General features: G+C 66.4%; 16 protein-coding genes and 1 riboswitch. Of the genes, 9 read left to right on the top strand and 7 right to left on the bottom strand.

From position 1 onward, the window contains the following. Positions 1–3,247, bottom strand: a 3,247-nt coding sequence (locus WEB06_02575; protein ID MEX2554498.1) for a S8 family serine peptidase, incomplete at its 3' end; no start/stop codon positions are given. Between the two features lie 390 nt (positions 3,248–3,637). On the opposite strand from WEB06_02575, the gene WEB06_02570 reads away from it, so the two are divergent. From WEB06_02570 to WEB06_02560, 3 genes are all read left to right on the top strand, one after another. Then, positions 3,638–4,405 carry an electron transfer flavoprotein subunit beta/FixA family protein gene (locus WEB06_02570; protein MEX2554497.1) on the top strand — a complete coding sequence of 256 codons (768 nt, stop codon included), beginning with the start codon at positions 3,638–3,640 and terminating at the stop codon, positions 4,403–4,405. After that, the gene (locus tag WEB06_02565) at positions 4,405–5,367 is read left to right on the top strand and encodes an electron transfer flavoprotein subunit alpha/FixB family protein (protein MEX2554496.1); all 963 of its coding nucleotides are present in this window, start codon (positions 4,405–4,407) and stop codon (positions 5,365–5,367) included. Before WEB06_02570 ends, WEB06_02565 begins: the two co-directional genes overlap by 1 nt. Positions 5,368–5,436: 69 nt before the next feature. Further along, the gene (locus WEB06_02560) at positions 5,437–8,304 is read left to right on the top strand and encodes an AAA family ATPase (protein ID MEX2554495.1); all 2,868 of its coding nucleotides are present in this window, start codon (positions 5,437–5,439) and stop codon (positions 8,302–8,304) included. Between the two features lie 742 nt (positions 8,305–9,046). Here the strand turns inward: WEB06_02560 and WEB06_02555 are convergent. Together WEB06_02555 and WEB06_02550 are read right to left on the bottom strand one after the other, a co-directional pair. Further along, complete coding sequence (locus WEB06_02555) at positions 9,047–9,250, bottom strand: helix-turn-helix domain-containing protein (GenBank protein ID MEX2554494.1); 204 nt, start codon at positions 9,248–9,250, stop codon at positions 9,047–9,049. 150 nt (positions 9,251–9,400) lie between these two features. Further along, a complete protein-coding gene (locus WEB06_02550) occupies positions 9,401–12,289 on the bottom strand; it encodes an AAA family ATPase (GenBank protein MEX2554493.1) in 2,889 nt (962 codons plus the stop codon). 121 nt (positions 12,290–12,410) lie between these two features. Here WEB06_02550 and WEB06_02545 point away from each other — a divergent pair, with 121 nt between their 5' ends. Together WEB06_02545 and WEB06_02540 are read left to right on the top strand one after the other, a co-directional pair. Continuing rightward, complete coding sequence (locus WEB06_02545; GenBank protein ID MEX2554492.1) at positions 12,411–12,818, top strand: DUF3052 domain-containing protein; 408 nt, start codon at positions 12,411–12,413, stop codon at positions 12,816–12,818. Positions 12,819–12,921: 103 nt separating this feature from the next. Continuing rightward, entirely contained in the window at positions 12,922–13,260 is a 339-nt protein-coding gene (locus tag WEB06_02540) for a hypothetical protein (GenBank protein ID MEX2554491.1), read from the top strand. Between the two features lie 76 nt (positions 13,261–13,336). On the opposite strand, the gene WEB06_02535 is transcribed toward WEB06_02540, so the two are convergent. From WEB06_02535 to WEB06_02525, 3 genes are all read right to left on the bottom strand, one after another. Further along, positions 13,337–13,963 carry a CAP domain-containing protein gene (locus WEB06_02535; GenBank protein MEX2554490.1) on the bottom strand — a complete coding sequence of 209 codons (627 nt, stop codon included), beginning with the start codon at positions 13,961–13,963 and terminating at the stop codon, positions 13,337–13,339. A 108-nt stretch (positions 13,964–14,071) separates the two neighbouring features. Next, positions 14,072–14,154: riboswitch (cyclic di-GMP riboswitch) on the bottom strand. 272 nt (positions 14,155–14,426) lie between these two features. Beyond that, entirely contained in the window at positions 14,427–14,798 is a 372-nt protein-coding gene (locus WEB06_02530) for a response regulator (protein ID MEX2554489.1), read from the bottom strand. Positions 14,799–14,823: 25 nt separating this feature from the next. After that, a complete protein-coding gene (locus WEB06_02525) occupies positions 14,824–15,336 on the bottom strand; it encodes an EAL domain-containing protein (protein MEX2554488.1) in 513 nt (170 codons plus the stop codon). 313 nt (positions 15,337–15,649) lie between these two features. Here WEB06_02525 and WEB06_02520 point away from each other — a divergent pair, with 313 nt between their 5' ends. Genes WEB06_02520 through WEB06_02510 form a run of 3 tightly spaced genes read left to right on the top strand, consistent with a single transcriptional unit; the run spans position 15,650 to position 19,339 of the window. Then, on the top strand, positions 15,650–16,084 hold the full coding sequence (locus tag WEB06_02520; GenBank protein MEX2554487.1) for a hypothetical protein: 435 nt from the start codon (positions 15,650–15,652) through the stop codon (positions 16,082–16,084). Next, positions 16,081–17,685 carry a hypothetical protein gene (locus WEB06_02515; GenBank protein ID MEX2554486.1) on the top strand — a complete coding sequence of 535 codons (1,605 nt, stop codon included), beginning with the start codon at positions 16,081–16,083 and terminating at the stop codon, positions 17,683–17,685. Before WEB06_02520 ends, WEB06_02515 begins: the two co-directional genes overlap by 4 nt. Positions 17,686–17,728: 43 nt before the next feature. Next, a complete protein-coding gene (locus tag WEB06_02510; GenBank protein ID MEX2554485.1) occupies positions 17,729–19,339 on the top strand; it encodes an acetolactate synthase in 1,611 nt (536 codons plus the stop codon). A 9-nt stretch (positions 19,340–19,348) separates the two neighbouring features. Here the strand turns inward: WEB06_02510 and WEB06_02505 are convergent, their stop codons facing one another. Next, positions 19,349–22,846, bottom strand: coding sequence for an adenylate/guanylate cyclase domain-containing protein (locus WEB06_02505; protein MEX2554484.1), 3,498 nt, complete (start codon positions 22,844–22,846; stop codon positions 19,349–19,351). A 171-nt stretch (positions 22,847–23,017) separates the two neighbouring features. Between WEB06_02505 and WEB06_02500 the strand changes: the two genes are divergently transcribed. Continuing rightward, positions 23,018–24,178 (top strand): acyl-CoA dehydrogenase family protein, encoded by a 1,161-nt coding sequence (locus tag WEB06_02500; GenBank protein ID MEX2554483.1) that lies wholly within the window; start codon positions 23,018–23,020, stop codon positions 24,176–24,178. Positions 24,179–24,199 lie beyond the last annotated feature (21 nt).

Here is a 24,199-nt window from a genome sequence, read left to right as displayed (position 1 = left end):
CCGACGATGCCGCGAGGCTGGCCGGGACGCTGAACGAGGCCCTCCGCCCAGTGCCGTTCACGGTTTGCGTCGTGACCCAGTTGACGCCGTCGACGCTGACCTCGATCGCCCGCTCCAACGCCGTCGGCCGGAGGGTGACCAGATCCGAGGCGACACCTTCTGCTCCTCCCTTTCCGAGCGCTGCGACCCGGAAGTAGAGTGGCACGCCGGGACGCAGGCGATCGATCACGGCGCCGGTCTTGTCGCCTCCAACCGTGTAGGTGGCAGTGAACGAGGTGTTGACGCCGCTCCACAGGTTGACGATCGCGTACGCCGCTCCCTCCGGGATGGCTCCCGACTCGTCCACTTGTTCGGATGCGAGGGTTTCGTCGAGCTGCGAGCAGTCCTCGTCGTAGAAGTAGACGTCGATGTCGTATGCGATTCCCTCACCCTTCACCGTCATGGTCTGGAGTCCGTCGCCGGCTCCCTCCTTGAGCGGGATCACGACGCCGTCGGTCCCGTTGGTGGCGAGATCAGTCGAACAAGACAGGAAAAACTCGCTGTTGACGAGTCCCGCACCGAACTGCGTCCCTGGGTTCCCGACCGCGAGCGTGCCTTCGATCGTCTCGGTCGTCGTCTGCTTGCCCGGGGGCCCTGAGGCAACGGTCCTGACGGGGGCGAGCCGGTCGGGATGGGTTCCTTGATATATGCGGTAGGCGAGGGCGCCGGAGACGCGTGGCCACAGCAGCTTCACGCTCCCGTTCCGAAGATCTTCGGCGAGCAGAGCCGCAGTTTCGAGTCCGTCGACGCGGTCGGGCAGCAGCCGGCTCACCTCCGGAAGCACCATGCCCGACGGGGTGGCCTCGGCGTCGTAGTGGACGCTGAACACGGGCGCGAGCAGATTGCCGATCTGGACCGTGAGCGGCGTTCCCGCCGCCAGTCGCACGTCCCGGACGCGGGCCACGACCCGGGTCATGGAGCCCGGCACGTGGATCGGCGAAACGTCGGCGGTGCCGGCCACCACGTATTCGTCGCCCTCTCCCGGAACCAGGAGTGCGACCGACCACGCCGACAATGCCGTCGCGGCCGATCCCCAGAAGACCAGCTCGACTTCGCCCTCGATCGGCCGCTCGAGCATTCCACTGAAGCGCGCCACCAATTGGCCCGCCCCGGCGGAGTCCTGGTTCGCGAGGAAAACGCCGTGGCTCGCCTTCCCCGTTCCACCGGTCGGCGCCTCGCTGCTCCACCCGGGATCGGTCCCGGAGAGCACGTCGAGGTTGCCCACCGGAGCGGACCCGTGGAAGTAGACGGCGCGCGGCTTCTCGGTCGGGTTTCGTGCCGGGATCCCCGGCACCATCTCGATGGTGCGCGGGGAGGTCTCAACGATCGGGAACGACGCCGTCCCGGTCAGCCGACCACCCGCGACGGAGGCGCTCACGGAAGGCACGGTGTAGGTGAGCGAATCGACTTTCACCTCGTAGCTGGATGCGAGCGTGCGCGCAAAAACGCGCAGTGTCCACGTGCCCGGCTCGGGATACGTGACGAGCATCTTGCGCTCGGTGAGCATGCACGGGTTCACCACAGGCACCGGGCCGTCGCAGAGGAGTCCCCAGGTTTCCTGGGTCGGGAAGGGGGCTCCGAGCGGGTTCTCGTCGTTGGGTGTGTCCCCGGGAGCCCAAAGGAAGCCGTAGAGGTTCTCGTGCGAGTTCGGCCAGCTGAGCGTGATGTCGAGGCGCTCGACTCCCGCAGGGACGTTGAACGTGTGGGACTCGACGCCCTGCTTGTGCACCCAGCTCGCCGGGATCGCCGATCCGGAGAACGTGGCGAGCGACTTCGCTGCGCGCGCCGGCGGCGTGTAGTCGTACTGCGGAGGCGGGAGCGACAGCGGCTTGCCGGCCTTGAGCGCCAGCGCGGCCTCGACGGCGCGCTTCGCGTTGACCATGCCGGCGCCTTCCTGGTGCGCGTCCCAGCCGGGCTGCGCATCGGCGGTGCGTTCGAGGATCTCGATCATCTGTCTGGGCGTCAGCTTGGGGTTGGCAGCAGCCATCAGCGCGACGACGCCGGTGACGTGGGGGGCTGCCATGCTGGTACCGGAGATGGACATGTAGCCGTAGGGCGCGTCGGCGTCGGCCGTGGCCGCAAGCGCGGCCGGGGCGGTGATGTTCACTCCCGGCGCGGTGATGGTTGGCCGGTACATCCCGACCCGATAGCGCTCGGCGATAACCCGGTCCTGGGCTCCCGATGGCCGCCCGACGGAGGAGAACGTGACGACCTGATGGTGCTTGGTTACCGCCCCCACGCAGACGACGTACGGCGAGATGCATTGCTGTGAGAGCGTGTTCACCCCGTCGATCGTCGTGTCGCCGGGGCTTCCGCCGTTCCCCGCCGCGAACACGGGCAGAACGCCGAGCTTGAAGGCGGTCTCTTGGGCGATGGCCGTGGGGTCCTCGGGAGCGTAGTCGAAGCCATCTCCGCCCCCCCATGAGTTGGAAACCGCACGGACCTTCGTCTCTTCTCTTTTGGCAAGGATGTCGTCGAAGGCCGCCGTCGTGTGGGTCTCGAGCAGCGTGAGGCCCTGGTTCGCCGAGTAGACGATGAGCTTCGCGCCGGGAGCGACACCGCGAAGGTCCCTGCCTTCCGGGCTTGCGGCCCCGGAACCGGCGATGGTTCCGGACACATGCGTGCCGTGCCCATCGTCGTCGGTGTTGGGCATATCGACGACGAGAGGGCTTCCCGGGTCGAAGATCCCCGGTGAAAGAACCTCGTAGTTGGCGATCACTTTCTCGCCGTAGGTCAGGTCGGGGTGGAGCGCGTCGACCCCGGTGTCGATCACGGCGACGGTGGCGCCTGTGCCGTCGATCCCCATCGTGTCCGCGACGTGGCGGGCGCCGATCATCGCGGGGCCCTCGTTCAGCATCGGACGGAACGTTCTCGGCGCGTAGATGCTGCGCACCCCGCGGATGCCGAGCAGCCGGCCGATCTGCAGCGAGGTCAGTTTCGCGAAGGCCATCGGGAGGACACGCATCTTGCGGTGCCCGATCCGCATGCGGTCCAACTGGCGGAGCACGGAGCGATCCCACACGCTCACGATCGTCTCGAACGACTGCGTCGGCTTCGCCTTCAGGAGCTTGCCCGCGAGGGTCCGGTCCAGGACGGCCGGACGGAGACGCGCGGATTGGGCGGCGTCGGTGGCCCCGACCGGAGAGCTCGAGATCCCGAGCGCGAGACTGAGCATCAACGCCGCCGCGACCCGTGTCCTGCTACGCATGCCGACCTCCCTGGTGATGGCTCGGTTCATGAGACTTGTGCAAGTCGGGCGCCTGTGGGTCAAGCAGATCGCCCGACAACTCCTAAACGACTCGGACCCTACGCGCTAACGCACGGCAACCGGGATACTTCTACCATCCCGCACCATCCCGACTCGGCCCGCTCGCGAAACCCGGAGAGCCAACTAGAAAGGTTCGCGTAACGCGGCCCGGCGTCCTGCGTACCGGTGATCGGAACCTCTCAGGAGACGTGAATCACGGGGACCGTCACCTGGGAGCGCGCCCCTCACGGCCGCCGTGCCCCGGGTCGATCTAGCGTTTGCCCGGTTTGAACCCCGCCCCACGCGCAGATACTCTCCGTGCGCATATTTTTCCCAGGAAAAGGGGCAGGTATGAACGTCGTCGTCTGCGTGAAGCAGATCCCCGACCCCAACAACCCTTACCAGCTGGACGGTAACCGGCTGAAGAGGACCGGGGTCCAGAACGTCCTCGACCCCGGCGACGAATACGGGGTCGAGACCGCGCTCAAGCTCACCGAACAAGCCGGCGGCGAGGTCACCGCCGTCTCGATGGGCCCGGCCTCCGCCATGGAGGCGATCCGCAAGGCCCTCTCGATGGGAGCCCACAAGGGCATCCTGGTCACCGACGACTCCCTCGCAGGCGCCGACGCGCTCGCGACCGCGAGGGTGCTCGCCGCGGCGATCAAGAAAGCCGGCGAGGTAGACCTCGTCGTCGCCGGCGTCGAGTCGACCGACGGGTACTCGGGCGTCGTGCCCGGCATGATCGCCGAGCTGCTCGGCGTGCCGCAGGTCACGTTCGCGAAGCACGTCGAGCTGACCGACACCACACTCAAGGTGCAGCGGCAGACGACCAAGGGCTACGACATCGTCGAGTGTCCGCTGCCCGCGGTGTTGACGATCACGGCCGGCGTGTTCGAGCCGCGTTACCCGACGTTCAAGGGCATCATGCAGGCGAAGTCCAAGCCGGTGGAGCAGCTGTCGGTCGCCGACCTCGGGCTTTCGCCGGATGATGCGAAGGCGACGCAAGAGGTTGCGCAGATCTCGCCCGCGCCGGCTCGCGGCGCCGGCGAGAAGTTCGAGGACGATGGGACCGGAGCGGCGAAGATCGCCGACTTCCTCAAGGAAGCGAAGGTCATCTGATGGCGAAGATCTGGGTTTACGTCGAGGTAAGCGCCGACGGGCAGCCGGACAAGACCGCGCTCGAGGTACTGACGAAAGCGCGCACGCTCGGCGGCGAGCTCGAGGCAGTTGCGCTCGGGCCGGGCGCCACGCAGGCGGCGAAGACGATCGGCGAGCACGGTGCGACGACGGTGTACGCGAGCGACGACGCCGTGTACTCCGATCACATCGCGCAGCCGGCCGCCGAGGCGCTTGCTTCGCTGATCGGTCAGCACCAGCCGGCCGCCGTACTGTTCGGATTCTCCTACGACTCGCGCGACGTCGCCGGCCGGCTCGCCGCGCGCCTCGGGTCGACGGTGATGAGCAACTCCACCGACGTGCTCGGCGAGGACAAGGCGCAGACCGCGATCTTGGGCGGCGCGCAGATCGTGGACGTCACGCTGAACGGCGCAGGGCCGAAGTTGATCCTGATCCGACCGAAGTCGTTCGAAGCCGAACCCTCGGGCGGCACCGCCAACGTGGTCCCGGTCGAAGTGTCGATCGGCGACGACCTCAAGAAGGCACGCCGAACCGACCGTCACGAGGAAGAAGCGACCGGACCGAAGCTCGAAGAGGCACCGGTCGTCGTCTCGGGCGGCCGCGGGCTGCAGGACCCGTCGAACTTCTCGCTGCTCGAGGAGCTAGCCGCCGCCATCGGCAACGCGGCCGTGGGCGCGACGCGAGCCGTGGTCGACGCCGGTTGGGTTCCGTACGCGATGCAGATCGGCCAGACCGGCAAGACCGTGAAGCCGAAGGTCTATCTGGCGGTCGGGATCTCGGGCGCGACGCAGCACATCGTCGGGATGAAATCGTCGGACCGGATCATCGCGATCAACAAGGACGCCGACGCGCCGATCTTCTCGCTGGCGGACCTCGGGATCGTGGGCGACGCGCTGAAGGTCGTGCCGAAGCTCACCGAAGAGGTGAAATCCCGCAAGGGGTAGATAGCGCACGGCCGCGTCCTGCCGCGCGGATGCTGACGGCGGCGTCAGCCAGGACGTAGCCTGTAGATCATGGATCCCTGTCCGGTGCTCGTCGGCCGGCAGCGGGAGCTGTCGGCGCTTCGGGATCTCCTCGATGCCGGGGGCGGCGTCGCGATCGTCTCCGGCGAGGCCGGGATCGGAAAGTCGCGCCTCGTCCGCGAGTTCGCCACCGAGGCTTCGCAGCGGGGTGGGGGTCGCATCGTGCTTTGGGCGCGGCCCGAGGAAGTCGCGCAGCCGGGCCCGTACGCGCTGATCGTCGATCTGTTGGAGTCGATCGCCGAGCGCGGCGGCGCCTCGGTGAAGACCGAAGCCCACACGCTCGTCTCCGAGCTAACGCGCACCGACGCCGACGGCCAGCGGCCTGCCCCGGCCCCCCGCGCCGTCGCCGCCGAGGTTCGCGGCCTCGTCGCCCAGCTCGGCAAACCGCCGTTGATCGTTCTCGAGGACCTTCACTGGGCGGACGAGCAATCCCATTCTGTTGTGCTTCAGCTTGCACGGGCCGCCAAGGACGACAAGCACATCGTCGTCGCCACTCTGCGTCCCGAGCGCGGGAAATCCGAGGCCTCGCTCTCACGGTTGAAAGACTCGCTGGCACGCGACCGCGTAGGGGTAGATGTTGCGCTGCATCCGCTCACAGCGGAGGACATGGCGCAGATGCTGGAGCTGATGTGGAACCGCGTCCCGACAGAGGGCGAGCTCGCCGAGTTGGTGCGGCTCGGGGAGGGCGTGCCGTTCTTCATCGAGGAACTCGCGACGAGCCGGCCGGACGGCGAACGGGTTCGCGTTCCGAGGAGCATCGAACAGTCGGTGGGCGCGCGCCTCGCCGACCTCGGGGATGAGGCCGCGCGACTTCTGAGTGCAGCGAGCCTCGTCACCGGCGCGCTGGATGTCGCGGTACTTGCTGTGGCATGCGACGTGCCCGAGGGTCGGGTTGCGGATCACCTGTCCGCCGCCGCGCGAGCGGGCTTGCTCGAGGATCTCGAAGATCGCCTGGTTTTCCGCCACTCACTCGTTCGAGAAGCGATCGCGGAGAGCCTCGTTTCCGTAGAGGCCGCCCAGACCCACGGTCGTCTAGCCGCTGCGATCGAGAAGGTGCATGCCGGCGAGCTCGACCCATTCGCTGGAGCGCTGGCCGCGCACTATCAAGCCGCCGGCGAGAAGCGGTCTGCAGTCGAGTACGGCATCCGCGCGGGCGAGCGAGCGTTGGCGTTCGCGGCCACGGAGGAAGCGCGGACCGCCTTCAAGAAGGCGCTCGGCCTCGACGCCAACGCGGTCGGAGCAATGCGCGGGTTGGCGGAGGTCGAGTTTCGGGATGCGAACGAGGCAGAAGCCGCGACTCTCTTCCGTCAGGCAGCCGAGAAACTGAAGAGCGAGGGAAGGGACTTGGAGGCCGCGCAAGTGTTGAGTCGGCTCGCCTGGGCACTTCAAGGGCAGGTGGATCCGTCGAGTGTTCTCGGAGTCCTCGACGAAGCCCTGGAGCTGTTGTCCGCTGCGGATCCGAATCACAGCGAGAGCGCTCGACTCCTTGTCCAAAAGGGAAGTATCCAGTGCTTCCTTCAGAACGAAACAGCCGAGGCGCGACCAACTCTTCTTCGCGCACTGGAAATGGCTCAAGCAGCCGGAGATGTAACCCTTGAAGCTGAGGCACTTGATGGATTAGCGCAGGCCGATGAGTTAGATGGAGATCTGGCTCATGCGCTAACGCTGAGCCACCATGCCGTTGAGGCAGCCAAGCGTTCCGGTGTGGCAGAAGTGATAGGTAGGACCCACAACAATCATGCGCTCAAACTAGCTGTCGCGGGAAGGCCGGCAGAAGCTCTCGCAGTTCTTGGCGACGGCAGAGCGTTCTTGCAGAAAGCCTATGGGCGTGCAGCTCTCGGGGCGCTGGATGTAAGCCAGGCGTGGGTTTCGTGGTTAATGGGACTGCCCAATGAGGTAGCCCAACTTACCGCAATGGGTCGCGTGGCTTGGCAGCGGTGGCGCGGTTACGCATGGTTGCTTGAAACATGGAGCGCATTGGAGCGGGGGGAACACCTGCGCGCCGAAGCCGCTTTGTCCCAAGCGTGGACTTCTCTAGGTGGCGTGAGGCAGAGAGACCATCTCCTAATGACAGCTGAGAACTTGACGCGCGATTCCAGCTCGGCCGTGTTCTCAGAAATCCTCTATTTATTGAGTCAAGGGAGTGCGCGGGAAGCGGTAGACGCTGCGCGAGTTCTGGTTGATTACGCAAGGAGGGAGGCTGACCGCTTCGACTTGGGTCTGATGCTTGCCCTGAAGGCAAGAGCCGAAGCTACTGCTGACGCATCATCGTCTGCGCTTGCCACGCTGGACGAGTTGCGGAACATTCTTAGCGGTTACGCATACCCCTATCTGGAAGCCCTCGAACATGAGGTCCGCGCTTTGGTCGCGACATCGGCCAAGCGGTCCAACGAGGCATTATCACAACTCACGCTGGCGGTTGATTTGTTTGAGGCCTGCAATAACGTCGGTGACAGGGCGCGCTGCGAAAGACTTCTAAGTGAAGCGATTCTCGCTCAAGGGGAAGTCGACTCGAAGTCCGAGGCTAAGGAGCATCTTAAGCGCGCGCGGTCACTGGCCGAAATGTCGGGCGGAATGGTGGAATTGAATCGCGTTGACGCGCTGGGCCGGCAGCTCGGCCTGCGTCTTCGATCTGGCAGAACGCGTGGACGACCGTCCGTAGAAAAGGGGCAGCTCTCCCCGCGTGAATTAGAAGTGGCCGCTCTGGTCGCGGAGGGGGAGACGAATGCGAGCATTGCAGGTCGCCTTTTCCTCTCAGATCGGACAGTTCAGGATCACATCACCCACGCGCTGAAGAAGCTCAACGTCTCGAGCCGCGCCGCACTCGCTAGCTGGGCTGCCCGAAATGGTCTCGTTTAGTTGCGAATGACCGTGCAATAAATCGGCGACGTTCGAGACCCTCGTCACACGTGTCCAGATAGCTCGTTGGAGCTACTAGAAACACTCCCTGTGTCCTATCTACCTCGTTGAGTGTTCGAGCCGATACAAGGGGCGCGAGAAACAAAAGGCTTTTCGAGGAGGATGTCATGAAGAAGGCTCGGATCCTGCTTACGGCCCTGACGAGCATTGCTCTCGTCTCCGCATTCGGCGCGAATACTGCGCTCGGAGTTCTGCAGGCCCTTCGCCCGAACTGGTAAGTTGAACAACAAGGTCCCTCGCGCTCCCCATCGAGAAGGGACGCGTGAGGGACCTTACGCACGGTTGGTGGGTTTGTAGGGTCTCTACCAATTCGGCTTGAGGCGCGGAATAGCTTCCGCGATCCCGGAACCCAGGACAACGAGCGCGAGCGTCGAGATTGCGACCAGAGCCGTGCGGATCTTCTTCATGAAACTCTCCTTTCCGGCGGGACGATGTCGGAATTGAAGCGTTTGCTGCCCGAACCTCACCCCTGGAAGCCGCCTTCACCAATGCGGCTTCAACCGAAGGCCGGCCTCGGCCATCGCGGAGCTCAGCAGCACCATCGCCAGGCTCAGTGCCGCGATCAGCATCGAACGAAACCTCATTCGGATCCCTCCTTTCGTGACAAGTGGGGTGCACCGCCGTGGGGACGGCGGTGCACCCGGACTCGAGTTGGCGGGGGACCAACCGGGGGGTCTTGGGGTCAACCGATCAGATCCTTCAGCTCTTCGATGTAGGTGAGCTGGCCGCGCAGCTTCTCGATCTCGGTCAGCGGGAAACGGCGATGCCCGCCGAGCGTCGCGAGGTACGGCAGCCGGCCTTCCTTCGCCCACCTGGATACGGTCTTGGGGGAGACGTGGAGCAGACGGGCAACCTCCGACGTCCTCAGATAGACCGGTCGGGGCATATGAACCTCCTCTCGCCAGGGGAACTGCTTGCTCCACCACCGGGGCCCCACGTTTTTCCACCCCCTCTCCTCTGATCGCGGCTCTCGCGAGCCGTCCCGATACTCGCGCACCCGTAAGCGCGCTCGTAACCGGAGAAAGTCGTAGAAAAGTCATTTGCCGGGCTTCTCTGAGGGCTGAGGATCCGTCTGTTTCCCGCGAGTCGGTCGAACGGAGCGCGCAGCGACCGGCGGATATGTTCGTGCGGGGCGCGGTACGAGCGAGCCCGCGGCCCGTTCTCGCACGGCTTCGCGCTCGAGAATCAGCTCCTCCGCAGCCAGCACGCCGACGCTGATGGCGAAGGGCACCAGCTCCGTCCGTCGCGACACCCCGGCCTTGGCCATGATGTTCTCGAGGTGCTTCTTCACGGTCGCGACGCTGATCACCAACTCGTCGGCGACTCCCTGGTTCGACCGGCCGAGCACAACCCACCGCAAGATCTCCGACTCTCGAGCCGTGAGCTGGCCGGGCAGCGAAGACCGCGGCCGGCCTTTCCTCGGCGTCCTCATCGCATCCAGTCGTGCGGACATCCGTTCCGCCATGCGACTCGCGCCCAGCCGCTGGTAGCCGGCAAGCGCCTCGCTCGCTCGTGCCTCGGCGCCGTTTCTGTCGCCGAGCGCGATGAGCGCTTGCGAGGTCACGTCGCACACATGGGCATGCTCGAGCACGATTTCGGTCGGTCGCTCGAGCCATGGTCGCAGCCGGCCGAGTGCCCGCTGCGGGTCGTCACAAGCCATGTCTATCTGGGCGTCGCAACGATCGATCGCCACGGCCCAGAACGGAGCCCCCGGCAGGTGAGTGCGTGCACGATCCAGAGCGGTCCGAGCGCGGACCGGATCGCCGGCGAGGAGACAGGCGCGCGCGAAGACCGTGAACGAGTAGCTCATCTCTCGTTCCTCGGTCTCGGGCCCGTCGATGGTGAGGATGTGGGCGAGCATCCCCGCCGCCTCATCGTGCATGTCGTTCTCCATGAGCGCCGCCGCCAGGGCATCGCTCGTGGCGATCACATCTGCTGGGTTGCCCAGCCGGAGAGCCAACCGATGCCCGCGCGTAGCTCGGTCGAAGGCTTTGGCGAGATCTCCTCGCCAGGCCGCGAGCCGACCCCCGATCCCAGATATGGAGCACTCGGTGTAGATATCCCCCGAGGCAACGGCGATCGCGAGCGTCTGCTCAACCATCGCCTCGGCCTCTTCCCAGCGACCGAGCAGTCCGAACAGCCAGGCGAGATTGCCGCGGAGGTAGCTTGCGTATTCGTCGTCGGTGCAGGTCGCGAGGGCCGACGCCATGAGTCTTGTGCCTTCGGCGATCGATCCCCGGATGAGCGCCACCATGCCGAGATGGCCGACGGCCTTGGAATGATTCGACGTGTTGACGCTCTCTTCTGCCAGCGAGCGAAAGATCAGTTCGGCCTCATCGAGGCGACGGAGCATCCCATTGAAAGCACCGATCGCATGACGGATGTCGAACACCTCGTCTCGAGCGGCGAGTGGTAGAGCCTGATCCAGGTCGGCGAAGGCGAGCTCGGGGGTGCCGACGACCCGAAAAGCCCGGGCGCGGCCGAGGAAGAGGCGTGCCCGGCTTTCTGCGTCCGACTCCAATTCCAGTGCATAGGTGAATAGACCGATCGCTCGCTGCGGGTCGGTGTTGATCGCAGCCGTCGCTTGTCCACGAAGGGCTCGGGCGAGCTCTCGAGGATCGTCGGCGGCCTCAGCGAGATGGCCGTACCAAACTGCCGCTTCCTCATAGCTCCCCGCGGCCTCCGCTTCCTCCGCGGCTGCGGTGAGGACGACGCGCAGATCAGACGGCGGAGTCAGCGCGCGAACCGCATGATGAGCAAGCTCGGCGGCCGAGGTCGTCCGTCCTGTATCGCCTCGCCGTCGAAGCTCGGCGAAGATCCTTCCGTGGAGCAAGGAACGTCCCGACGTTCCTTCCTCATCGAGTAGTGCGGTTCCGTATAACGGGTGAGCAAGCCGGTACCGAGGAGAAGGGTGCGGATCGAACGCGACGAGTCCGTCATCGATCAGCTGATCGACGACCTGAACGAGCCGCGAGCCTCCCACGTCACCAACCGCGGATAACTCATCGAAATCGGCGTCGCGTCCGATCGCAGCGAGCGAGCGAGCGACGGCGAGTGCGTCCGTATCGATGCGAGCCAGTCGTGCGGTGATCATCTCCCTGAGCGACCGCGGTTGAGCGGGAGCGGCGTCCTGATCGACCCCCCAGAACCCTCCCGTGAGGACGAGCGCGCCGCCGGTGCGCCATCCCTGAAGCGTCTCGACGATGAACAGCGGATTCCCGAACGTTCGCGAATAGAGAGCGTCGACCAGAGAGGGCAGGACATCTGCCCCGAGGATCGCCTCGGCCAAGGAAGCGACTGCTGACGCCTCGAGCCCGCGAACCTCCAGGTGCTCTACCCATAGATCCGCGCTCGGCTCGGGGAGCGACGCAGCCGCTTCCTCGCCGAGACCGTGCAGACGCGCCGACGCTACGAGACACACTTGGGTCTCCAGGACTCGTAGGGCAGCGATGAGGAGCTCAACACCTTCCGGCGGCGTCCAGTGGTAGTCGTCGATGAAAACCGCGAGGGGACCGGCCCGCCCAACCTCCTCGAGCGCGTCCGCGATCTGGGGAACGTCGACCGCGTACGTGTCGATCGAGCCGTTTCCGGTAAGCGTTGCGACGACACGCCCGAGCCGGTCCGGCACCGGGAACCCCCGATGGATGCACGCGGTGGCGAATCCCTCGAGCAGTTGACCAAGGGGATACCGCGGAGGAAGGCCGGCCGCCGCGGGCACGCGCACCGATGCGGTGATACATGCGCGTCGTTCGGCGCGATCCCGCGTCCATCGAAGAAGTGTGGTCTTGCCGATACCCGGGGCGCCCAGAAGTACGACGGCACGTTTGGCGCCGGCCACGGTGTCGTCGATCAGTTGCGCCAGCCGCGTCGCCTCGACTTCGCGCCCGATCGGCAGTTCGGGCAGCGCGCGCGGCGCCACATTCATGGAGCGCAATCGTCGACCGAAAGGGGAGTGAAGTCCAGAACGACATGAAACGCCCGATCCGGCCAGGCGCCGCGATCCGCTTGAGCCGGTCGACGAGCGTTACCGACGTATCATCCAGGCCGTGGCGGACAAGGATTACTCGGGCACGCCGCTTTGGAAGAAGCTCGGCATCAAAGATGGTGGGAGCGTCGCGATCGTTCGCGCGCCCGAGGATGTCTCGATCGCGATCCCGCCCGGCGCCCAACGCCTCGCCAAGCCGGTCAAGAACACCGACGTCATCCTGCTTTTCGCGACCCGCCTGAAAAGCCTCGAGACGTCCTTCGTTTCCACCAAGCCCAAGCTCGCCTCAAACGGCGGCCTGTGGGTGGCCTACCCCAAGCAGTCCTCGAGCCTCGCTACCGACCTCACATTCGAGAACGTGCAGGCGGTCGGCCTGGACGCCGGCATGGTCGATAACAAGAGCTGTGCGATCGACGGGAACTGGTCGGCCGTCCGATTCGTCTACCGGCTGAAAGACCGCCCGCCGTAGGACCCGGGCGGACTACAGGAAACTACCCGGAAGGGCTATCCACATTTGTCAGGCGAACCGGCATGCTTCGGGCACGGACCACGAGCCCGGGGAAAGGGTAGCGGTGGACACCATCGTCAAGACCACCTGCGGACGCTGCGGCGACATCGAGCTGGCACCCTCACAACTCGAACTCCGCATCTGCTCCACGCCAGACCGTTCCGTCTACGCATTCACCTGCCCCTCCTGCGCGACCTCGGTGATCAAGCCGGCCGCAGACCCGAGGATCATCACGCTCCTGCGATCGGTCGGCGTTCAGAGCGTCGGCTGGGTGATCCCCGCAGAGGTCGACGAGCCCCGCGAAGGTCCCACGCTCACGAGCGACGACCTGATCGACCTGATGCTCTCGCTCGAGGAGCCGGACTGGTTCGACCGGCTCGCCGCGCAGAGCACCTCGCGCTAACCGCCCGGCTCTTCCCCAGCCGGGCCCCAAGCGCGCCCCAGTCGCGCCCGGGATCCGGCCTCTCTTCTTCGGTCGCTCACACACCCATCGCCTCACCACTCGTCGGGTCGACCCGTGCGGCGTCCATCCCCAACAGCACGAGCATGATCGACATCGTGCGCGCCTCGGCCACCGGTGGTTTCGGCACCGGCTTGGGCTTCGGCGGGGCAGCGGCCGGCTTCGGCTTCGCCGTCACCTTCGGCTTCGGTGCCGATCCCGAGGGGCGGCCGGCGAACACCATCGTGACGTAGATGGTTCCCTCCTCCATCACGGCCCCGACCCCGATCTGGTTGTAATCCTTGTCGAGGACGTTGGCCTTGTGGCCGGGCGAGTCCATGAACGCGTTATGGAGCGAGTCGCAGCCCGGCCCCATCCCGACGTTCTCGCCGAGGGCCCACCAGTTGCCGCCGACCTCGTTCTTCAGATTGCCGTTGTGGTAGATGGTTCCATCCGCGGCCATGTCTTTGCTGTGATTGCGCGCCACGGAAGTCAGGTCGCCCTTGGCCACCAGCTTCGAACGACCGACGTTGGCCCGCTCGGCGTTGATCTTGTTGAAGAAACAGGTCTCGGTCCCCGATAGGGCACCTGCCTGTGGCGCCGCGACGAAGACGAGCCCGCCGCTCAGACATGCGACGAGCGCGAGTGATGCGGATCGTTTGAGCACCTGTTCGGCCTCCCAATGGTCCGAAACAGACAGCCCGCCCTCCGCGAACCTCCCAGCGACGAGCTGGGATCGATCGGGAGTGACGGGCTTTGTGTCCGTCCCTCCCCTTTCGGTAACCCGGCCGACCCCGGTGGATGGGGGTCCCATGGGCTTTGCGTCCCCGCCTCGCGACGGGTTTGCCCTTGTCGTAGGGAGAGCGACTGCCTATTCAGCGATCAACGTAGGTTTCGCGTCTCTCGAGCCCCCCTTCCGCACGCGAGGATGACACCATGAGGGCGAGACCAACGACTTGCCTCGCTGGACTCGAAACGATGCCGGCGACATGCTCGTGCCTCGGACGGTCAACGGTGTTAGGCCGGCGACGGCGAGAACGCTCGGCGCGAAGGGGATCAGGGGTCGCGGCCACGAAGAGGCCGTACATGATCGGTCTCACGACGCGTCTCCGCACGATTACACCTCGAGATCAGCGGTTATGGATGACGCCTCTTAACCAACGGATCAGCTGCTCGGGATCGAAGGGCTTGGTCACGTACAGATCGCACCCGGCCTTCCAACCCTCCCAGGTCGATCCGACGTCGGTCTTTGCGGTGAGCATCACCACCGGAAGGTCCCGCGTCGGTGGATTGTCCCTGATCTCTCGCATGATGGAGATGCCGTCCTTGCCGGGGAGCGTCACGTCGAGCAGCGCTGCGTCGAAGCTTCCGGACTCCAGAACGTGCATGGCCTGTCGGCCGTCCCGAACGACTGTGACGTCGTACCCTTCCATCGCGAGGAGTCGCTTCAGCAACGTGGCGATCGCGTCGTCGTCCTCGAGCACTGCCACCTTCCCGCCCATGGTCGTTCCTCCTCAACGCGTCGCCTTAATCATCGAGCGCCAGACCCACCCCGTTGTCGCCGATCGCTTGAAGGATCTCGGTCGCCTTAGCGAGTTCCCCGAACACGTCCGTCTGCGTGATCTCGAGCGTCAGCCGGCCGGCGTCGATGTGGTGCGCCCGCAGCGCGCGATCGATGTGCCCGCCCAGCTCCTCGGTTACAGCCGACGGTGCGACGTTCACGGCTACTCCGACCGGGAGACCCTGGTCGCGGAATGCCGCGCACTGGGCGACCGCCTCGCTGAGCACGAGGTCCGTCAGGCGGCCTATCAGCGTCGTTCGTTCGATGAGCGGAAGGAATGCATCCGGCGCGATGCGGCCGCGCGAGGAATGTTGCCAGCGGACCAATGCTTCCACGCTTTCGATACGACCGGTGCGGAGATTCACTTTCGGCTGGTACTCGAGGAAGAACTCTCGGCGTAGGACCGCCTCTCGTATATCGATGTATGTGATGTCCCCGACGGCGCGCTCGGGAAAGATCAGTGGCCGCATGCCCCTCATCGTTGAACCTCCCGATCGGCGAACGAGCCCGTGGACCCTGCGTCGGGAGTTCTGGAGCGGCGGCGCTCCGGTAGGGAGACGTGCACCCATCGGGCAAGCGCGCTCCGTGGTGGTGCTACCACTCCGAGAATACAACAAACATCAAATCAAGCAATGAGAAATTTCGTCATTCAGAACGTGCGAATGAATCATCAGTCATGTTCAGTCCGAAAGGACCCGATTCCTCCTCTCGGAGCGATCGCTGCCTTCAGTTGCGACCGGATCTAGCCGAAGGGGCAATGGGACACCTCGGACGCGACCGAGGGGAGAGTTGGTGCCACGAGAAGCCGGCGTTTTCGCATACGCCGACCGGCCACAGGAACGCTTCTTGCTCGCGGCGATCGCCGCGCTGCTGGTTGCTGGGCTCGCAGCGGCGCTGTTCATCCCCGGCGGTCTCGACCTGCAGTCGGCCGCCCTCGAGGCCGGCTCGCTTCTGGCACCGCCGTCGGATGGTTCGTTCAACGACGCGTTCGGTCGTCCGGCGGCCCCAACCATCGATATCCCCGGTGTTTCCGGCGAGGTGAAGGATCCTGCTGGGGGCGGCCCGTCACCGGAGACACCGGGGAACAACCCACCACCGCCCGTCCCTGTCCCCGAGGAACCGCCCGGCGACGAAGAAGGACTCCTGGGGTTCCTGCCGGACCTGCCGATCCTTCCGCCGCCGCCGATCGTCGGTTCCTTCCCGGTGCGGCCCAGGTGGTTGTTGTGAGTGATCCGTCATCGCGTCCATTCGCCGTCGCCTTGTTCGCTGCGGTGATCGCGTTTGGGTCGGCGTCACTCGCGTCGAAGGCGCCGGCGACCGGGACGAGCTGCGACGGCGCGTTCGTCACCGACATCCGCGGGGGCGTGCCCGTGTGCGTGCACGCCTCCGAGCGCCCGCCGGCCGGGGTCGACCTACGGCGCCGGCCGACCATCGACGAACTGAGGGAGCGTCGTTACGGCAAGAGCAAGCGAGCGCCGGAGGTAGAGGCCACCGAGTCCGGGCAGAGCTTCTCCACAGCCGCAAACTCGGTGGCGTGTGTCGGCGACGGCTCCGCCGGCAACCGGGTTCAGGCGATCTACGCCCGCGCGTCCAACGTGCCGGATCGATTCAGTTCGGTCGTGGGGCTCATCCGCCAGTACGCCGCCGACGCCGACTATCAGATCAACCTCAGCGCCGGGCAGTCGGGGGAGGGCCGCCGCGTTCGCTTCGTGACGGAGTCCTGCGTCCTGTCGGTCGCCTCCGTCACGCTGAGCGCCGCCGGTGACGACTCGTTCTCCGCCACGCGCTCCGAGATGGTGGCCAAGGGCTTCAACAGGAGCGACCGCAAGTACCTGATCTGGATGGATGCATCGGTCGGGATCTGCGGGTTGGGGGAGCTGTACGGGGACGACCGAGCCACCGACGACAACTACAACAACGGCGGCCCGTCCTACGCGCGTGTGGACGCCCCCTGCTGGGCGTACGCGGAGGCTCATGAGCTACTGCACACCCTCGGTGCCGTTCAAGGATCGGCACCCAACTCGAGCGGGGCCGGACATTGCATCGATGAGAACGACACCATGTGCTACACGGACAGTTCCGGAAGCGCGATGACGAGCTCGTGTCCCTCGCTGCCCTCCTGGCAGGTGGATTGCAGCCTCGACGACTACTTCAACGCGTCATCTTCGGCAACCGGCTATCTCGCGACCCATTGGAACGTTGCGAGATCCAGCTTCCTCGAGGGAGCCCCCCCGCCGCCGCCGCCTCCGGCGATCTCGGTGGTCGCACCGGCCGCGTTCTACGCAGGCAACGCGGTCGCTGTGAGCGCGTCGGTCGTCATCCCCGCGGGCCGGACCTATTCGATCGCTTGGTCGTCGAGTAGGACCGACTGCAAGTTCTTCGTCGGAAGCGGGGCGACGAACACCTTCTACTGTCCCGCGACCTCTGCCGGGGCCGGTCAGGTGACGGCCGTGGTGACCGACTCACTCGGGATGTCGAGCAGCGCATCACGCACGTACAAGCTGCTGATCCCTTCGAAGCGGCGAACGACCGTTGCGACGGTGGGTCTCTCGAAGAAGACCATCTCCAAGGGAAAGTCGGCAAAGCTCACCGGAAAGCTGGTCGCCAAGAGCAACGGAAAGGCGATCATCGGGATGAAGGTGAGCGTGTACTACCGGCGCGCCGGCTCCTCCGTCTGGAAGGTAGCGGCCACACGCACGACGGGGAAAACGGGCAAGTTCACGCTCACCGTGAAGCCCTCCAAGACGACGTATTACATGCTCGTCTCGTGGTACACGAAGACGTGGAAGTCGGATCAGAGCAGCGCGAAGAAACTTGCCGTGAAGTAGGCGCGTTTGCCGTACGCGGCGGAAGCCGACACCATATGCGCCTATGCCTCGGATCGAAGGACACGGCGGCGACCTGATCGCCGAGACGCTGCGGACTCACTCCATCGACCGGATCTTCACCTTGTCCGGCGGCCACATCTTCCCGGTCTTCGACGGACTCCATACGCGCGACATGCGCATCATCGACACCCGCCATGAGCAAGCGGCTGCGTTCGCCGCCGAGGCGCACGGCAAGCTGGCTCGTGTCCCCGGCGTTGCGGCGCTGACGGCCGGGCCCGGCGTGACCAACGGCATGAGCGCGATCACATCGGCTCACTTCAACGGATCGCCGATGCTGGTGCTCGGCGGCCGGGCGCCCGAACTGCGGTGGGGGCAAGGGAGCCTGCAGGAGATGGACCACCTGCCGCTCGTCCGCACGATCACCAAGTTCGCCGAGACCGTCTTCGAGCCCGGCGCGATCGCCGAGCGAACCGCGGCCGCGCTCGCGGCGGCCTCGATGCCGCACCGCGGCCCGGCGTTCCTCGACTTCCCGATGGACATCCTGTTCAGCCGCGCCGAGGCCGAGATCCCCGGCCCCGCGCCCTATCCGGTCACGATGTCGATCGACGACCAGGAGTCTGCGGCGCGTGCGCTCGCTACGGCCGAACGCCCCGTGTTGCTCATCGGGTCCGACGTGTGGGCCGGCAACGCCGAGAAGGCGGCGCGGATGCTCGTGGAGACCCAGCGCCTCCCGGCGTTCATGAACGGCATGGGACGCGGCGTGCTGCCGGCCGATCACGAGCTGGCGTTCTCGAACGCGCGCGGCCACGCCTTCGGGCGTGCCGATCTGGTGATCGTCGCCGGGACGGCGCTCGACTTCCGGCTCGGGTTCGGGAACTTCGGTTCGGCCGGCGTCATGCACCTGACCGACGACCCGCGGACCGTCGCGAAGCACGTCTCGCTCGTGGCCGGCGTCGGCGGCCCATTGACTCCGATCCTGGAGGCGCTCTCCGGCGCGCCGGCGCGCGATCGCGAGGACTGGGTGAGCGAGCTCCGCGCGACCGAGACCTCCAAGCGCGCCGCCTTCGAGGGCGAGCTAAGCGACGGCCGGGCCCCGCTCCACCCGGCACGGGTCTACGGAGAGCTGCGGCCGCGCCTCGCGCGCGACGGGATCGTGATCTGCGACGGCGGGGACTTCGCGTCCTACGCCGGCAAGTTCGTCGACGTGTACGAGTCCGGCGGCTGGCTCGACCCCGGCCCGTACGGCTGCCTCGGCACCGCGCCCGGCTACGCGCTCGCGGCGGGGCTGCTTCATCCGGACCGGCAGGTCGTGGTGCTGCTCGGCGACGGCGCGGCCGGGTTCGGTATGGGGGACTGGGACACGCTGGTTCGGTTCGGCGTCAACGTGACGATGGTGTGCGGGAACAACGGCATCTGGGGCCTTGAGAAGCACCCGATGCAGTTCGTCTACGGCTACGACGTCGCCGCCGAGCTCCGGCCAGAAACGCGCTACGACGAAGTCATGTCGGCGCTCGGTGGTCACGGCGAGCTGGTGCGAACACCGGATGAGCTCGGTCCTGCTTTGGATCGTGCGCTCGCGACGCCGGGCCCGAGCCTGGTGAACGTGCTCACGGATCCTTCGGTGGCGTACCCGCGCAGCTCGAATCTCGCTTAAGGCCGAGGGCTAGCCCAAGAGGGTGCGCGCCTGATCCCGCTCGCGCGCCGCGCCCAGCCGCTCGAACGTGTCAAAAGCTCCGCGCAGGAGTTCGGCAGCTTCGTCTCGGCGCCTGAGCGCGAGCAAGGTCTCCCCTAGCGCGAGCTCGGCCCGCGCGACGTCCCAGGCAGCACCCAGCCGCGCGAACCCTTCGATCGCAGACCGAAACAGCTCCACAGCCCGCTCGAGGTCCCCCGAGTGCACCGCCAGCCGTCCCTCCATCACGTCCACCGCCGGCGGCAGCGCCTCGAACCCGCCTCGCTCCGCGTATGCCCGGAGGTCGCGTGCTCGCTCGGGGATCTCTTCCCATCGCCCGGCGGCGGGCAGCGCCTCACAGACAGCTTCGTAGTACACCGAATGCAGCCCGCTCCACCGCTTCACCGTCTGGGCGTACTCGGCGATCGCCATCGCCCGGTCGATGTCGCCGCGACGGATGAAAAGCGGAGCGAGCCAGGGACTCCACGCAACGAGATCCTTTTCGTCGTGCTCGGTCTCGAGAACTCGTAGTCTCGAGATGATCGCGTCGGCGGCGGCGCTGTTCCCTTGGACCTCATGGATGAGCGCAGCCGCGGCGAACGCGCGCGAAGCGAAGTACGGCGGGGTGGAGCGGCGTTCACCGAGGAGGTCCTCTATGCGCCGGAGGTCCGCGAGGGCTTCGTCCCATTCACCCAGGCGGAATCGCGCGAGCACGGTCCACGATAGGACGTGAACCGCGACGCCGGGCGCGTCGGATTCGGTCACAGCGATGCGTTCGTCGTTCGCGGTCGCCGCGTTCCTGAATCGACCCATGATGAAGTCGACCCATGCCACCATCGCGTGGATGTCGCCGACCTCCCACGGATCGCCGAGCTGAGAAGTCAATCGCAACCGGCGACGATGGATCTCCTCGGCCTCGCGATAGAGGCCCTGCATCATCGGCGCCGATCCTGCTCCGTCCAGAGCCGCGGACTCGAGGCGGGGATCCCCGAGGCGGCGCGCCATCTCCGCCGCGCGCAGTCCGTCGGCCTTCGCGGTCGAGTACTCCTCGTCGTTCTCGGGGGGGAATGCGTACGGCCAGAACGACTTGCCGATCAGGATACGGATCAGCTCCGGGGAGTCCTCGCCGAGATGCGACGCGGCTTCCATTCCGATGTCGATGTACTTGCGAACCTCGTGCTCGGGAGTCACGCGCGTCATGGATCCCGGGTATCGCAGCGGGGTCTCCAGCGCCCACGCGCAGAACTCCGCGATGCGGCGATGGTCGTCGGGAGCCGCCGCCACCACCTCATCGACGGCCTGGCAAAGCGTCCGCCACGCGTCCTGCCCTCGATAGTTGTATTGGTAGGCGAGTCCGAGCAGCTCAAGAGCCTCCGCACGCTCGATACCGTCGGACGCGAGCGCGAGCGCTTCCTCCGCGTACCGCTGGCTCCGCTCGATGACGTAGCGATCCTTCGCGACGTCCGAAGCGAGGAGGAGGTAACGCACGGCGTTCGCGCGAAGCGGCTCCGCGTCGACCGCGTCGAGACGAGCGGCACCCTTCACCGCCTCCCCGAAGTGGTAGGCGAGAAGCTCCGCGAACTCACGGCGCCGTTCGCCGGCGGTTTCCTCCAGCCACACTGCCACCGTGGCATGCGCCGCGGCGCGATCGCGCCTCGGCAGGCCTTCGTACGAGACGTCGCGCGTGAGAACGTGCTTGAAGATGTACTCGCGGTCACCGCCGATCGAGGACGACAGGCGAGCGCGGATCAGCTCGCGGGACTCCAGGCCGTCGAGCACCTCGTCGATGTCGTCGACTTCGTCGCCGACGAGCCTGCGCAGTGGCCCGGTCCAGAAGATGCGACCGACGACCGCTGCGCTCTGGGCCACGCGTTTCTCCTGCAGCGACAACAGGTCGATCCGGGCGGCGAGCACACCTTGCACCGTGTCGGGGATGACGACTTCGCCGCACTCGGCGGTGCCCTTCCAGCGGCCTTCTTCGTGGACGATCATCCCCTCGTCGATCAGATGCCGCACGATCTCCTCGAGGAAGAACGGGTTGCCCTCCGCTCGCTCAAGGATGCGCTCGTTCACGTCGCGCGGGAGATCCTCTACCGACAGAAGGAACTCGATGAGGCGGCCCGCTTCGTCGAGCGACAACGGATCCAAGAAGATCGACGAGAAGTTCCGCCGTCCGCCGCCCCACGCCGGCCGGCGCTCCGTGAGCTCCGGACGCGCCGGACAGATCAGCAGGACCGGTCCCTGTATCCGGTCGGCGAGCTCCTCGAGGAGATCGAGCAGCGCCGAGTCCGCCCAGTGTATGTCCTCGATCAACGCAACGACCGGGCGATCCAGGGCCAGTCCCGAGAACAGCGAGCGCCAGGCGGAGTGCGTCTCGACCCGGACCTGACGTGGTGACAGCTCACGGAAAGAAACGGCCGGGTCCTCGACCCCGACCGTGTACGCAAGTGCGGCCGTCGAACGGGCCGGCTCGGCGGCGACCTCCGGCGTGAGCAGCTCGCGCCCGAGCTTACGGATCTTCTCGACGACGAGGTCGGGTGGGTCGGTATCGAGGACGCCGGCGAGGCCCTTGAGGATTTCGGCCAGCGGCCAGTACGTGACGCCTTCGCCGTACGGAAGGCAGCGCCCGGAGACGATCAGAGGAGCATGCGCCCCGGACTCGATCCCCTGGAGGAACTCCGACGTGAGGCGGCTCTTCCCGACACCGGCGTCGCCGTAGACCGTGGCGAGGTGCGGCCGCTTCTCGTCCGCGACTCGCTTGAACAACGACGCAAGGAGCTCCATCTCGGAGTCCCGACCGACGAGCGGCGCGCGCAGGCCGGGGATGCCTCGCTCGGTTGCCGCGCGTTGATCGCCGACGAGCCGCAGTGCGCGGACTGCCTGCCCTTTACCTTTCAGCGCGAGTGGTCCAACCTCAGCGAACGTGAAGCCGCGGGTCGCCCGGGCGACGCGTTCGGCCACCAGGACTTCTCCGGGCTCGGCGTTCTGCTCGAGCCGGGCCGCGACGCTCACTGCGTCGCCGGTGACAAGGCCCATCCCGCGTGAAGGGTCGGCGATCGCCATGACCTCGCCCGAGTTAACGCCGATCCGCATCTCGAGCGCGACGTCGTGTGACGCGCGCAGCGACTCGTTCAGGGCCTTGAGGCGCTCGCGCATCCCAAGTGCGGCCCGCAGCGCGCGTGCCGGGTCGTCCTCGTGTGCGACCGGAGCCCCGAACACGGCCATGACCGCGTCGCCGATGAACTTCTCGACGGTCCCACCCTCTGCCTCGATCGCCTCGCGCATCGCGACGAAGTAAGCGTCCATGATCTCCTTCAGGCGTTCGGCGTCGAGCTTCTCGCCGAGGACCGTGTAGCCGGTGACGTCGGCGAAGAGCACGGTGACGAGCTTCCGCTCCTCGGCTCGGGCCGGCTCGGCCAGCGTTGCGCCGCACGCCGAGCAGAACCGGGCGTCGTCGGGGGCTTCGGTCCCACAGGAAGGGCAGTTCTTCATGGCTGGCCTCAGTCTACGGACGGGTCGCGGCCTCCCGGCTTCGTCGGGAGGAATGCCCATCGATCCCACAGGCCAGAGTTGGTTAATTCTCCCCATGACTGGCTCGAGCTCCGGTTGTACCGTCGAGCCCAGATAAGAGACAGTAGGACCACGAGGAAGAAGGGGGAGGCCATGGCCGGGACGGGTTTCGCCACCAAGCTGAGCGAGCTGCTGCCGAAGATCAAGGAGCGGCGGGAGGAGATCGAAGAAGGCCGCCGGATGCCGAAAGACCTCGTCGCCGACATGGCCGCGACCGGTATCTGGAAAGCCGGCTTCCCGACCGATCTGGGCGGGGACGGCGCCTCGATCACCGATGGGATGCGGGTCTTCGAGAAGATCGCCGCGGTCGATGGGTCCGCCGGCTGGATCGCCATGATCTGCGGCGGCGGCGCGGACGTCGCCCCGAAGATGACCGAGGAGGGAATCAAGGAGGTCTTCTCCGACCCCTCGATGCCGACGGCGGCCGCGATCCCCCCGAAGGGAATGGCCGTTCCCGTCGATGGTGGGTTCAAGTTCAACGGGACGTGGCCCTTCGCGAGCGGCATCACCCACGTCGACTGGGTGGCCGCCGGATGCGTCATCCTCTACGACGGTCAGCCACGGATGACCCCGATGGGGATCCCGGAGCTCGTGTGGGGCTTCGTGCCGGTGACGGAGATCGAGGTCCAGGACACGTGGTTCGTGAACGGCCTCAAGGGGACCGGGTCGAACGACTTCAGCGGTAAGGACGTCTTCGTCCCGGCGCACCGCACGTTCCACATGTTCGACCCGACGAACTGGAGCCGGCCACAAGACCCCGGCACACGGACCGACATCGCGGGTTTCGCCTCCATGGTGGCGAGCGTCGGACTGGGGATCGCGCGCGGAGCGATCGACGAGCTCATCGAGCTCGCCGGCGGGAAGATGCCGACGATGAGCATGACGAGCCTCGCGAACAAGCCTTCGACACAGATCGAAGTCGCACGTCTGGAGGCGAAGCTCAGCGGCGCGAGGGCGTTCCTCTACGACTCGATGGAGGATCTGTGGGACACGCTGCTCACCGGCGAGAAGTTCACGCCCCGGCAGAATGCCCTTGTGCGGCTCGCTGCGAGCGAGGCGGCGAGAGTCGCCGCGTCCGTCGCCCACCGCGTGAGCACGATCGCCGGCGGGAACTCGCTCTACTTGAAGTCGCCGATCCAGCGGATGCAGCGCGACGCGGATGCGGTCACGCACCACTTCGTGCTGTCGCCGCCGGTGCTCGAAGATGCCGGGCGCGTGCTGCTCGGGCTGGAGCCGACCTCGCCGCTGTTCTAGCGGCCGGTCAGTCGCGGGAGG

Source organism: Actinomycetota bacterium (assembly GCA_040905475.1).
Taxonomy (GTDB): domain Bacteria; phylum Actinomycetota; class AC-67; order AC-67; family AC-67; genus DATFGK01.
This window is presented reverse-complemented; position numbering and strand designations above follow the sequence as displayed.

Excerpts from the sequence above, each read along its gene's own strand:
- WEB06_02550 (MEX2554493.1), bottom strand. The coding sequence starts at position 12,289 with ATGAATGTGGCGCCGCGCGCGCTGCCCGAACTGCCGATCGGGCGCGAA.
- WEB06_02565 (MEX2554496.1), top strand. The coding sequence starts at position 4,405 with ATGGCGAAGATCTGGGTTTACGTCGAGGTAAGCGCCGACGGGCAGCCG.
- WEB06_02555 (MEX2554494.1), bottom strand. The coding sequence starts at position 9,250 with ATGCCCCGACCGGTCTATCTGAGGACGTCGGAGGTTGCCCGTCTGCTC.
- WEB06_02530 (MEX2554489.1), bottom strand. The coding sequence starts at position 14,798 with ATGGGCGGGAAGGTGGCAGTGCTCGAGGACGACGACGCGATCGCCACG.
- WEB06_02500 (MEX2554483.1), top strand. The coding sequence starts at position 23,018 with ATGGCCGGGACGGGTTTCGCCACCAAGCTGAGCGAGCTGCTGCCGAAG.
- WEB06_02525 (MEX2554488.1), bottom strand. The coding sequence starts at position 15,336 with ATGAGGGGCATGCGGCCACTGATCTTTCCCGAGCGCGCCGTCGGGGAC.
- WEB06_02560 (MEX2554495.1), top strand. The coding sequence starts at position 5,437 with ATGGATCCCTGTCCGGTGCTCGTCGGCCGGCAGCGGGAGCTGTCGGCG.
- WEB06_02570 (MEX2554497.1), top strand. The coding sequence starts at position 3,638 with ATGAACGTCGTCGTCTGCGTGAAGCAGATCCCCGACCCCAACAACCCT.
- WEB06_02510 (MEX2554485.1), top strand. The coding sequence starts at position 17,729 with ATGCCTCGGATCGAAGGACACGGCGGCGACCTGATCGCCGAGACGCTG.
- WEB06_02505 (MEX2554484.1), bottom strand. The coding sequence starts at position 22,846 with ATGAAGAACTGCCCTTCCTGTGGGACCGAAGCCCCCGACGACGCCCGG.